Annotated in this window: 11 protein-coding genes and 1 pseudogene; all 12 read right to left on the bottom strand. The window is 57.6% G+C overall.

Annotation, left to right across the window (positions count from 1 at the left end):
* Window positions 1-207: 207 nt before the first annotated feature.
* Window positions 208-376: pseudogene (locus tag ACR0FG_RS19650) on the bottom strand (IS6 family transposase); the annotation flags it as partial.
* Window positions 377-488: 112 nt separating this feature from the next.
* Window positions 489-1,496, bottom strand: a complete 1,008-nt coding sequence (locus ACR0FG_RS19645) for a LacI family DNA-binding transcriptional regulator (RefSeq protein ID WP_480894940.1) — start codon at window positions 1,494-1,496, stop codon at window positions 489-491.
* A 5-nt stretch (window positions 1,497-1,501) separates the two neighbouring features.
* Window positions 1,502-2,671 (bottom strand): dihydrodipicolinate synthase family protein, encoded by a 1,170-nt coding sequence (locus ACR0FG_RS19640; RefSeq protein WP_480894939.1) that lies wholly within the window; start codon window positions 2,669-2,671, stop codon window positions 1,502-1,504.
* Window positions 2,672-2,675: 4 nt separating this feature from the next.
* Window positions 2,676-2,984, bottom strand: a complete 309-nt coding sequence (locus ACR0FG_RS19635) for a Dabb family protein (protein WP_480894938.1) — start codon at window positions 2,982-2,984, stop codon at window positions 2,676-2,678.
* Between the two features lie 2 nt (window positions 2,985-2,986).
* Window positions 2,987-4,573, bottom strand: coding sequence for a GMC family oxidoreductase (locus ACR0FG_RS19630; RefSeq protein WP_480894937.1), 1,587 nt, complete (start codon window positions 4,571-4,573; stop codon window positions 2,987-2,989).
* Between the two features lie 16 nt (window positions 4,574-4,589).
* Entirely contained in the window at window positions 4,590-5,348 is a 759-nt protein-coding gene (locus tag ACR0FG_RS19625) for a 3-ketoacyl-ACP reductase (RefSeq protein ID WP_480894936.1), read from the bottom strand.
* Window positions 5,345-6,835, bottom strand: coding sequence for a GMC oxidoreductase (locus ACR0FG_RS19620; RefSeq protein WP_480894934.1), 1,491 nt, complete (start codon window positions 6,833-6,835; stop codon window positions 5,345-5,347). Before ACR0FG_RS19620 ends, ACR0FG_RS19625 begins: the two co-directional genes overlap by 4 nt.
* Window positions 6,832-7,944 (bottom strand): ABC transporter ATP-binding protein, encoded by a 1,113-nt coding sequence (locus ACR0FG_RS19615; protein ID WP_480894932.1) that lies wholly within the window; start codon window positions 7,942-7,944, stop codon window positions 6,832-6,834. The genes ACR0FG_RS19620 and ACR0FG_RS19615 overlap by 4 nt, the downstream gene beginning before the upstream one ends.
* A gap of 6 nt (window positions 7,945-7,950) precedes the next feature.
* Window positions 7,951-8,832, bottom strand: coding sequence for a carbohydrate ABC transporter permease (locus tag ACR0FG_RS19610; protein WP_480894930.1), 882 nt, complete (start codon window positions 8,830-8,832; stop codon window positions 7,951-7,953).
* A complete protein-coding gene (locus ACR0FG_RS19605; RefSeq protein ID WP_480472011.1) occupies window positions 8,832-9,725 on the bottom strand; it encodes a carbohydrate ABC transporter permease in 894 nt (297 codons plus the stop codon). The genes ACR0FG_RS19610 and ACR0FG_RS19605 overlap by 1 nt, the downstream gene beginning before the upstream one ends.
* Before the next feature lie 100 nt (window positions 9,726-9,825).
* Window positions 9,826-11,076 (bottom strand): ABC transporter substrate-binding protein, encoded by a 1,251-nt coding sequence (locus ACR0FG_RS19600; RefSeq protein WP_480894928.1) that lies wholly within the window; start codon window positions 11,074-11,076, stop codon window positions 9,826-9,828.
* 57 nt (window positions 11,077-11,133) lie between these two features.
* A complete protein-coding gene (locus ACR0FG_RS19595; protein ID WP_480894926.1) occupies window positions 11,134-12,657 on the bottom strand; it encodes an aldehyde dehydrogenase family protein in 1,524 nt (507 codons plus the stop codon).
* Between the last annotated feature and the right edge of the window lie 2 nt (window positions 12,658-12,659).

Raw genomic sequence — 12,659 nt, 5'->3', positions numbered from 1 at the left:
AGTCTGTCCGTTTCGGCAATTTGCAGAGCTGGCCGCTTAACCCCCGGCACAATGCTATCGCTGTCGCCAGTCAAAATTTCGCAACAGATCCCTCTTTGAGGACAGGTAGCTTCGGGGGCAAATAACCGCTCCGGGCTCATTCCGGACCTCGATGCTGTTGCAGCACAGGCTTCTGCTCCGCTGTTAGCTGATCGCGCGGACGGCCCTAAACCTGTGCCACCAATTCCGGACAGTATCGTGGCTCAGGTCGATACCTCGCTCATGCAACAGATCTTCGACATTCCGAAGAGAGAGGGAAACGGATGTACAGCATCACGGCCATGCGGATGATCTCGGGACTGGTTTTAAAGTACTTGCAAGAGGCAGGTCTGGTCATGTGTAAAGGTTACGCAACTGCCCTACCCCGCTCAAGCAAAGGCCTTCTGACAAGACCCTTCCGACAACTTTAGAACAAGGCGCTTCTCAACAATGGCCTGTATTCCCTTTGGCTATTTTATGCCTTTCGTGGTTTGTCTCAAAACCAAGCGCGTGGAAGTGCGCACTTGCTGTGCCGGCGTAACTCCATCCTGCAGCCATAGCAAAACAGTGTCTGCCACTTGTTCGCCAAACTCAGAGACGCCACAGTGTACCGTAGACAGTGCAGGCCAGCATTCCGAGGCTTCCTTGATATCGTCGAAACCGACGATCTGAAACTCTGTGCCAATCCTAACTTGCGTTTCATGGCAGGCATTAATCATTCCAAAGGCAATAAGGTCATTAAAGCAAACTGCGGCGTCGCACTCCGGATGCTCCTTGAACAAGCTGATCGTTGCTTCGTGCCCAAATGACCGACTGGATTTCCCTGTCTTCACAATAGGCCGCATACCGTTGCACTTTGTTGCACCAATGTAGCCAGACAGTCTTTCGCGAGTGACTTCGGCGCCATCCAGACCACCGATGAAAGCGATGTTCCGCGCGCCCGTGTCGATCAGGAACTGCGTTGCCGCTCGACCACCCTCTGCATAGTCGGGGGCGACAAAGGGAAACCTCGCCATTTTGCTTTCAACTTGCCGCAAGACCTGCATCAAAGGGATGCCGGCTCGCTCGACCGCGGACAGGGTGTTTGCGACATCGCCGTAAGCAGGTGATAGGATCAAGGCGGAAACGCCGTGCTCCAGCATCGCGCCCACCACCTGATCCTGAAGCGCGGGGTCTTCGTTTGTGTTGGCCACGACGACCGCATAGCCTCGAGACCCCAGCGCCATCTGCAAGGAAGTCGCAAACTCAGTGAAAAACGGGTTGGTCAGGTCGTTGATTACCAAACCTATCAGCGCCGTTCCCGTGGATCGCAGATTTGCTGCCGACCGATTGTACACATACCCAATCTCTTTCATTGCGGCATGAACCAGCTTGCGTGTCTCTGGCTTCACCTGCGGGCTGCCCTGCAACACAAGGCTTACAGTCGATTTGGAAACGCCCGCCGAATTGGCAACATCTATGATCGTGGGTCTGCGCATTCAGGCTATTGCTCAACTCCATGCACGCTAAGAAGCGCGGTCAACCGTGCTTTAGCCAGTTCCGGGTCCGAGAGTAAACCGGCCTGATCCGCAAGCCTAAAGACCTGCGCGTAGTGGCAGATGTCACGGCTGGATTGAAACCCACCCGGCATGATGAAATGAGACTGCGACCCGTTCAGCCACGCCAGATAGGCAATGCCGGCTTTGTAGAACCGGGTTGGAGCCTTGAATATCTCTCGGCTGAGGGGAACAGTTGGCGCGAACAACGCGGTGTAGCGGTTCATATCACCCATCGCCAACGCCTCAAGCGCCTGGCTGGCCGCAGGAGCAATGGCGGCGAAAATGCCAAGTAGAGCATGGGAAAAATGCGTGCCGTCCCCGGCAATAAGATCGGCATAATTGAAATCGTCGCCGGTGTAGAGGCGCACGCCCTCCGGTAACCGCGCGCGGAAGGCCTCTTCGTGGGCTTGATCCAACAGGGAGATCTTGATGCCATCCACTTTGGCCGAGTTCTCATCGATCAAAGACAGAACGAAATCACTGGCGGCATCGACATCCGCACTGCCCCAATAACCGGTCAAAGCGGGATCAAACATGTCGCCCAGCCAATGCAGGATCACCGGCTCAGCCGCGCCATCGATCAACACACGATAGACGTCATGATAGGTGTCCGGACCCGCGTTGATGGCCGGTAACGCGCGCGAGGCCATCAGGATCAACTGGCCACCCGCCGCCTCAATCGCTTCGGCCTGATGTTCGTAAGCCGACAGGATTTCACCAGCGGTATTTAGCGCGCTCAGCGGCAGGTGGTCTGTCCCTGCCCCACAGGCGACGCGGGGTGACATTGGATGGGCCTTTGCAGCCGTCATTGTCCGCTGGATCAGCTCCAACGCAGTCGCCCAATCCACACCCATCCCGCGCTGAGCAGTATCCATTGCCTCGGCCAGACCCAAACCCTGATCCCACAGCCCTTGACGAAAGCGCAGCGTCGCATCCCAATCCACCGCTGGACGCCCATCCCAAGGGTCGCGTTCCGTCAGCGGGTCCGAGACCACATGCGCCGCGGCAAACGCCGTGCGAGTCAGAGGCACTTTTGGCGCTCGTGGCACCAACGGCGTGCCGGTCAGAGTATATGGTTCTAGCTGCCCCTCGGGATTTGGTAGAATCAGTTTCATTTTCTCAAACCTCCAAATCCAAAACCAGAATACCGTCGATACCGCCCACAGCGTTCTTGACCAATTGTGCGCCCAGCACTTTGTGTGTTTCGTTGTTTTGATAGTTCTCCAGCGCTGCCCAATCGTCGAAATCGATCACAAACCCGTGCATAAAGCCACGTTCGATCTGCTCGGGGCTTTGGCTGCGACCTCCGATGAAACCGCTGGCCCCTGGAAGGGCTTCGGCCACCCCTGCGAGGCCGTGATAGATGCCCGCGATGATCTGTTCGCTCACCTCGGGGCGGAATTTGGTCAGTACGATATGGCGGATCATTGTCAGATACCCTGATCTTGTTTGATCATGTCGGCGGCTTTTTCACCAATCATGATGGTGGGGGCGTTGGTGTTCGAGGAATTGACCCTCGGCATGATCGACGCATCGGCAACGCGCAGCCCTTCGATCCCATTGAACCGTAGGCGCGGATCCAGAACGGCTTCGTCATCGCTACCCATCCGGCAGGTGCCTGCGCAGTGATGAGACGTTTTTGAGTGCACGCAGATGAAGTCGAAATAGTCCTGCTCGGTCCGCACGTCAGGCCCCGGCAGGCGTTCGGCGAGGACATAAGATTTCAGCGCCTCCTGTGCGAGGATGTTCTGCACCAGTTTCAACCCGCGAATAGACATCTCGCGATCATAAGGATCTGCCAGATAGTTGGGATCGATCAGTGGCATGACTGCAGGGTCTGAACTTTGCAGCCTTACCGTTCCGCGCGACCTTGGTCGCAGGAAGCAGGCGTTCAAGGTGACCCCGCCGTTTGGCATTGCCTCGACGCCCGCCTCGATGCCCGTGCCCAACCCCAGATGCATCTGAATGTCGGGTGATCGCGCATCCGGGTCGGCGTACCAGAAGCCCCCTGTTTCAAACAGGCTAGATGCCACAGGTCCCTTGCGGGTGAACGCATATTGCAGTGCGGCGAGGGCCGAGAGATGCAGTTTCGCAAAACGGTCATAGGTGTGCGGCCCGGTCACCTCGCAAATGGAATATAGATCCAGATGGTCTTGCAGATTCGCGCCCACCTGAGGCTGGTGATACACCGCATCGATTCCTAGATTGTCCAATTCATCCGCCGGACCAATGCCCGACAGTTGTAGCAGACGCGGCGAGCCGATGGCGCCTGAGGAGAGAATAATCTCTTTAGAGGCAACGATCTTGTCGCCGTTCATCATCTCGATACTCGTCACCCTACCCTTATCCACCATGATGCGGCGGACCTGTGCGCCGGTGCGCACCGTCAGGTTCGGACGGCTGCGGTTGGGTGCAATAAACGCCATCGCAGCGGATGAGCGCCGTGCGTTGCGTTGGGTCAGTTGATAGTACCCTGCGCCGTCCTGTTTGGCACCGTTCACATCGCAGGTTTCGGGAATCCCCAGCTGCCCCGCGGCCTTGATATAGGCGTCGCAGATTGGCAGTGGCGCTGCAGGCATGGACACCCCCAACGGCCCGCCCTTGCCGTGATATTCGTCGTCGTAGGTGTCGTTGTCTTCAGACTTTTTGAAATAAGGCAGCACATCGGCATAGCTCCACCCCTCGCAACCCATCTGCCGCCAGTCGTCGTAGTCCTGCGCCGCGCCACGGGTATAGATCTGCGCGTTGATCGCCGACCCCCCGCCGATCACCTTGGCCTGCGTGTAGTTGAAGACCTTGTTCTGCATGTGCTTTTGCGGAACTGTAGACCAGCCCCAGCTGCCGATGCCCTTGGTCATCTTTGCGAACCCGGCGGGCAGGTGAAAAAACGGATGGCGGTCGGTGGATCCGGCCTCTAGCAACAGCACTTTCGCCGATCGTTCTTCGGACAAACGCGCGGCGATGACCGAGCCTGCCGAGCCACCTCCGACAACAATGAAATCAAATCCCTCAGACATTCTGATGTGCCCTGCGTTAAAGACGTGAGATCGACAGACCACCATCCACTGGGATAGCGGCCCCGTTTGCAAAGTGCATTTGCCCCTGAACCAGCGGGATAACAACCGACCCAATATCCTCGGGCTCACCCCAGCGGGTTGCGGGGACAAGACCGCCCTCGATACGCTCGGTGTATTTGTCGCGTACGCTCGCAGTCATCTCGGTGGCGATGATGCCGGGCCGCAGCTCAAACACCCCGATGCCATGTGGGGCCATGCGTACGGCGAAAAGTTGAGCCATCATCGCCGCAGCCGCTTTGGACACGCAGTACTCGGCCCGTTCTATCGATACCATTGTCGCGCTGACCGAAGTGACAAAGGTGATCGAACGATAGGTTTCTAGCGGCTGCTTCAACATGCGCCGGGCCACTTCTTGCGCCAGAAAAAACGCGCCGCGCAGATTGATGTTCTGCACGAAATCCCAGTTCTCAGGTTTCAGATCCAGCATGTCACCGCGCACCGGCGCCCCCACTCCTGCGTTGTTTATCAACGCGGTGATCGGGCCCAAACTAGCTTCGATCTGATCCAGTAGCGCCGGAACGTGATCAATGTCGGACACGTCGTGCCGCACATAAATTGTGCTTGTGCCGAGCTCCGCCAAAGCCGCCTGAACGACCGGATTGTCGGGCGCCGAGCGAGAGGCTACTGCGACCTTGTATCCCGCCGCTATCAAGGCACGCGCGACCCCAAGGCCAATGCCCTGTTGTCCTCCGGTTACCAATGCTGTTCCGGTCATGCGGAAAACTCCGTTTCAATGATGTGACGACCTGCCCGGAGAGCCAGTGCGGCGATCGTAAGAGCCGGGTTAACCGCCGCAGATGTCGGAAGGACCGAAGCGTCGACAATGAATAGGTTCTTGTGGTCATGACTGCGGCAAAACGTGTCGACGGCACTGCTTGCCGGGTCATTGCCCATCCGTGCTGTGCCGCATTGATGCGACGGTGTGCGCCGATCAAAGGGGCGCGACAGAACCACTGGAAAGCCTGCCTGTTTCAGATGCGCTTTGAGCCGCGCGACAAGGGCCTCATGCGCGGTCCAGTTCGAGCGTTTCCAGTCCAATCTGATCTGGCCTCCTTCGACCGTCACCCGGCTGTCCGGGTTCGGCAGGTCCTCGGACATGGCATAGAAATCAAAGCTGCGATTGGCGATTAGCGCTGCAATCGGTCCCGGCAGGCGAGTTTGTGACGAAAGGATCGGTCCGGTGATCTTTCCCAGCATCTGAATATTGCCCAATGGCAAGCCACCCTGCCCGTCGCTGTTGTAATAGTCGTTAAACATCAACGTCTTCTGATAGACTGCCCTATTTCGACGCAGAGGATGCAGCGCCAGCACCGCCGAGCAATTGTGGTTCATAAAGTTCCGCCCGACCTGATCGGACCGGTTCGCAAGACCGGTTGGACAATTGTCGTTCGCGGATTGCAGCAACAGGGCCGCCGACTGAACCGCGCCTGCGGCAAGCGCAATGACCGGTGCGTGCAAGGCGCCTTGGCCGTCAACCTCGACGCTTTTTATGCGACCATCGTCACCCGCCGTGAGCTTTCGAACCCGTGCACCGGTCAACAGTTCGACATTCCCATGTTTCAACGCCTCGGCGAGCGCACAGGTTTCGGCATCCATTTTTCCGCTGCATGTATTAGGAAACGCATCCCAAGTCGTTTGCCCGGCCTGCAGCCAGGTCTCAATGTCCACCCCCAGCGGTACCGAGGATGGCGTCAAACCTGTGGTGCGTAGCCGGCCCCTCAGGTCGGCAATGTCAACCTCATCTGGCACCGGCGGGCGTGGGTAGCCCTTGCTGTGCTGCGGCTCGGTAGGGTCTTCTTCGGTGGTTCCACGCGCGACATAAAGCTCTTCAGCCGTCGTGTAGTCGGGCTCTAACTCTTCGTAAGGCATCGGCCAGCCAAGAGAGAGGCCACCCATATGCTGACGCGGTTCAAAGTCCTCTTTCCGGTAGCGGATCAAAGCTGCTCCATAAAACTTGGAATTGCCGCCCACGCAGTAGTAGTTTCCGGGGTTGAAGGGTTTGCCTGCTCCATCCAGCCATGTTTCATCCGGGCGGAAATGCCCATTGGCAAAGATCGCTCTTGGGTCTCGATCCTGCGGTGAGGGCTGCAAACGCTCTCCTCTTTCAAGGATCAGAATGCGGCGACCGGACGGTGCCAACGCGGCAGCCAGCGTTGCCCCCCCGATACCCGATCCAATGATTATGACGTCAGCCCGGTTCATGGAAGGATCCGCATCTCGCTTTCGGGATCAAAAGCCACGGCCTTTTCCATGTTCACTGCAAAGTTGAAGTCCTGACCCGCTGCGACCTCGGCATCCGAACGCATACGCGCAATTACATCACGTCCGCCCAATTGCATCGAGACAAAGGTGTCCGATCCAGCGGGCTCCGTCACCACGATACGGTTGGTCATTTGCGCGATGTTCGACGACTTTCGATCTGCCCCATCCATGTCAGTTATTGTCTCGGGGCGGATGCCCAACAGGATCTCGCGCCCGTCCCAGGCGGCCAGATTGTCTTGGCTGAACGGCAGTTGCGCCATTGATCCATCATGAACTGCAACCTCGGCATGCGGACGACCGTTCAGAACGGCGACTTGCGCAGGCACCACGTTCATCGCGGGCGAGCCCATGAAGGTCGCCACAAAGATATTGGCCGGGGTGTCGTAAATTTCCTGCGGCGTTCCCAACTGCTGCACATAGCCACCATTCATGACCGCAATCCGGCTGGACAGCGTCATCGCCTCGATCTGGTCGTGGGTCACGTAGACGATGGTGGTGCCAAGATTCTGGTGCAGTTTCTTGATCTCGGTCCGCATGTCGACGCGCAGTTTGGCGTCCAGATTGGACAGAGGTTCATCGAACAGGAACACATCGGGGTTGCGCACCAAGGCCCGCCCCATGGCAACCCGCTGACGTTGACCGCCTGAAAGTTGCCCGGGTTTGCGATCCAGCAACTGCTCGATCTGCAACAGCTTAGCGACCTCCTGCATCGCTTTCTCGCGCTCAGGCTTGGGAACGCCGTGCATCTCAAGCCCAAAAGTGATGTTCTGGCCCACGGTCATATTGGGGTACAAAGCATAGCTTTGAAACACCATGGCGATATTGCGGTTCGACGGGTGGACCCCGTTCATCACCTGATCCTTGATACGGATTTCTCCGCTGGTGATCTCCTCCAGCCCGGCGATCATGTTCAGCAGGGTCGACTTGCCGCAACCCGAAGGGCCGACCAGCACCAGAAACTCACCCTCCTGTACCGAGATGTCGACTTTGTGCAAAACCTCGACCGCGCCGTAGGATTTGGTCGCGTTGTCTATGTCCAGAAAACCCATCAGGTCTTATCCTTTCACGGAACCCGCCATCAGGCCGCGGACAAAGTATCGACCGGCCACGATGTAGACGAGCAGAGTTGGCAGAGCCGCCAGAATGGCCCCTGCGAAATGAACGTTGTATTCCTTAACTCCGGTGGATGACTGCACCAGATTGTTCAGCGCCACGGTCATCGGCTGACTGTTGGCATCAGCGAATGAGGCCCCAAACAGGAAGTCATTCCAGATGTTGGTGAACTGCCAGATGATCGACACCACCGCGATCGGCCCGGAACTGGGCAGCAGGATGCGCCAGAAGATCTGAAAGAACCCGGCCCCGTCGATTTGCGCGGCCCGGATCAGCTCGGTCGGGAAGACGGCATAGTAGTTGCGGAAATAGAGCGTGGTGAACCCGATCCCATAGACCAAATGCACAAGGGCCAGACCCCATGTGGTGCCCGCCAGACCAATCAGGCCCAGCATCCGCGCCATCGGAATCAGCACGATCTGGAACGGAATAAAGCAGGCGAACAGCATCAATCCAAACAGGATGGTGTCATACTTGAAGCGCCACTTGGTCAGTACATAGCCGTTCAGCGCGCCAAGGATGGTCGATACGATCACCGCCGGAACCACCATCTTGATGGAGTTCCAGAAGTACGGCTTCAATCCGGTCGGATCGACACCAATCTGGGCCGAAGACCACGCCTTCAGCCAGGGCTCAATCGTGAACACCTGCGGAAGGTTCATCATCCCACCGCCGGTGATCTCTTCCAGCGGTTTCACCGAGTTTACCAGCATCACATAAAGCGGCAGTAGGTAAAAAAGACCGAATAGCAGTAGCACCAGATAGATCAGCGTGCGTGTGACGCGGCCAGTGCGGATTGCGGTATCCTGAGTTGCTTGAGACATCAGCGTTTCTCCCGCAATTCAGCGTACAGATAAGGGATCATGATCGCCGCGATGGTCATCAGCATGATCGTGGCCGAGGCCGCGCCGATCCCCATCTGATTCCGCGTGAACGTGTAGGAATACATGAAGGTCGCGGGCAACTCGGTTGCACGACCCGGCCCGCCTCCGGTCAGGGCAATCACAAGGTCAAAGGTCTTGATCGCTAGGTGGCTGAGGATCACGAAAGCCGACAGGAATGCGGGGCGCAATTGCGGAATGATAATCCGGCGATAGAGGTTCCAGTTCGAGGCCCCATCCATCTGCGCCGCGCGCAGGATTTCGTTGTCGATGCCACGCAGACCGGCCAGAAACATTGCCATAACGAATCCGCTGGTCTGCCAGACCGCCGCCAACACGACGGTGTAAATTGCGTAGTCTCGGTTCTTGATCCAGTCGAACTCGAAGCTGGTCCAACCCCATGTGTGCATCACGTTTTCCAGGCCGATGCCGGGATCAAGGAACCATTTCCATGCGGTGCCTGTGACGATGAAGCTCAGCGCCATCGGGTATAGGTAAATCGGGCGCAGCAGCCCTTCACCGCGGATTTTCTGATCGAGGAAAATGGCGAGACCAAGCCCTATGCAAGTGCAGATTACGATATAGAGGCTTGCAAAGATCCCCATGTTGATCAGCGAGGTCTCCCAATGACTTAACCGCCAAAGCTTGTCATAGTTTTCCCAACCGACCCAGCCAAAGGTCGGCAAGATGCGGCTGTCGGTGAAGGACAAGTAGACCGAAAACAGAATGAACCCGTAGACAAAGACCAGCATCATCGCCAGTGAAGGTGACAAGACCAGCTTGGGTATCCAGTTCTGAAGGCGTGTCTTGAAATCCGCGTCGGCTGAAGCAGCCATGGCGCGCCCTCCTCGTTCGAGTGCAAAAGATCGGAGCGTTCGCGCCCCTTAGGTGACAGGGCGGCCAATCCGCCGCCCCATCGGGAGGATCACGTTAGGATCACTTGGCGATCGAAACTGCGTCGACCAGCTCAACCACGGCCGTTTCGCTGTCATATTCGCCGTTGAAATGAGCGGTCACGACGTCGTAGACCGCATTCTTCACCGATGCGGGTGCGGCATGTCCGTGCGCCATCGAGCCAAACAGGTTGCCGGACGAAGCAGCAGCTGCCAGATCCTTCATGCCTTGCTGACCGCAAGCATCCAGATCACTGCCGTCAACGTCTGTACGAGCAGGCACAGAACCCTTCACCTTGTTGAAGGCAATCTGGAACGACGGTGACAGAATTGCGCTGGCCAGCGCCGCCTGTTCAGCCGAAACCGAGCCACCTTGATCAAACATCATGAACTGGTCGGCGTTGAACGTGACCTGATCCTGCGTGCCAGGGAAACGGAAGCACAGGAAGTCCTCTCCCGGTACTTTGCCCGCGTTCAGAAACTCGCCTTTGGCCCAGTCGCCCATCATCTGGAAACCGGCCTCTCCATTGATGACCATGGCGGTTGCAAGGTTCCAGTCACGACCCGAGAAGTTCTCATCCACGTTGTCGCGGATGAAAGCCATGCGGTCGAAGGCTTCTTTCATGGCGTCGCCACCCAGAGTTCCTTCGTCCAGATCAACAAATGCCGCCTTGTAGCCATCCGGCCCCAACGTCGACATCGCCACCGCGTCGAAAATGGTCGCGTCCTGCCAGGCCTGGCCACCATGCGCGATCGGCGTTACACCGGCGTCTTTCAAGGCCTCAACGGCGGAGACGAATTCATCCCAGTTGGTCGGCTGGGCAATGCCATTAGCGTCCAGAACGGCCTTGTTCGCCCAGACCCAGTTGGTTGAATGCACGTTGACAGGTGCAGACACCCATTTGCCATCATGCTTGGCGAATGCCTTCAGGGCGTCCGGAACAACGTCGTCCCAACCTTCTTTGGCAGCCACCTCGTTCAGGTCAGCCAGCGCGCCCTGATTGGCCCAATCGAGAATGTCAAAGCCCAACGCCTGAACCGCGGTTGGGGCGTTGCCAGCCGTAACCCGGGCGCGCAGAACGGTCATGGCTTGCTCACCACCGCCGCCAGCGACCGGCATATCCGTCCAGCCAATACCCTGCCCGGACAGGTCGTCTTTTAGAACGTTCAGTGCGGCAGCTTCGCCACCCGATGTCCACCAGTGCAGAACCTCGACCTCTTCGGCCTGCGCAATGCTGGTCGTGCAAAGCAGACCAGCCACAATCAGCGATTTTGTCTTTAGCAGTTTACGCATTTTTGTTTCCTCCCTTAATGCGTTCATCCTTTTGGGCCTTTGTCGCAGAGCCCTGTCTTAATCTTGCGAAACCCAAGGCACGCGGCCGTTACCGATGCGCATGACCACTGATTTCACCTCGAAAAATTCCTCGAACCCATAGCGTCCGATTTCCCGCCCTTGCCCGGATTGTTTGAATCCTCCGAAGGCAACCTCGGGGAACCCGTCCATCCAGGTGTTGGTCCAGACCGTTCCCGTTTCTGCACGACGGGCGAATTCCAGGCAGGTGTGGACGTTTTCGCTCCAGACCCCTGCCGACAGACCGTAAGCGCTATCATTGGTCAGCTCGACGGCTTCGTCCAGTGTTTTGAACGTCAGAACGGATAGGACGGGGCCAAACACTTCGTCCCGCGCAATCGGCATATCAGGCTGAATGTTCGTTACGATGGTAGGCTGATAGAACTGATCGCCCAGCCCTTCGACCTGCAGCGGCGCACCACCCAAGGCGATGGTGGCACCCGACGCCTGCGCCTGTTTGACGTATGCGTCGATTTTCGAGTTATGCTCGGGCGTGACAATCGCACCAACCTGCGTCGATGGATTCAGAGGATCGCCGAACTTGACCTTGCGCGACAGGGCAACGACACGCTCGCGGAATTCATCGGCAATGTCTTCGTGTACAATGATGCGACTGCTGGAGTTGCAGCACTGGCCGACGTTAAAATAGACGCCGAACACAACAGCATCGGCGGCTGCGTCCAAATCGGCGTCCGGGAAAATGACTTGTGGGTTCTTGCCCCCAAGCTCTAGCGCAACTTTCTTGAGCGTGTCCGACGCAACAGCGCTGATCGTCTTACCCACGGCTGTCGAGCCGGTAAAGCTGACCATATCCACGCTGTCGTGGCCGGACATAATGCGTCCGACGGGAACGCCGTAACCAAGCACGATATTGCAGACTCCAGCGGGCAATCCCGCTTCAACCAGCAATTCGCCCAACATCAGGGTCGTCGACGGCGTCATCTCAGACGGCTTCACGACAACGGTACAGCCTGCAGCCAGTGCAAATGGCAGTTTCTGGCTGAGGATCCAGAACGGAAAGTTCCAAGGCGTAATGATGGAGACGACACCGATGGGTTCCTTTAGAACGACACCCATCATGTCCGCGCCAAGTGTATTGTGACTGTCGCCGTGGGTGCTGCGCGCCAATGAGGCCGCATAGCGCCACAGATCTGCAGCACCGCCAATTTCGCCCTTGGATTGACTGATCGGCTTGCCGCTTTCCAGCGTTTCGGTCAGAGCGATCCGGTCAACATTCTGTTCAATCAGGTCCGCGACTTTAAGCAGAACCGTCGCGCGTTCCTTGCCCGATGCACGGCTCCAGAGACCGCTGTCGAACGCCTTGCGCGCCGCGTGGATCGCGGCCACGGTTTCTGCTTCGCCACCCAACGCTGAACGGCTCACTATGTGGCCATGCGACGGCGATTGACGCTCGAATGTCTCGCCCGACGCGCTGTCCTGCCACGTGCCATCGATAAGGTGCCGACCTTCAAACAGAGGCGGCAGATCGAACGGGATGGCAGGGTTGATTGTGATGTCTTTCATAT

Source organism: Ruegeria sp. E1, from assembly GCF_056534225.1.
This window is presented reverse-complemented; position numbering and strand designations above follow the sequence as displayed.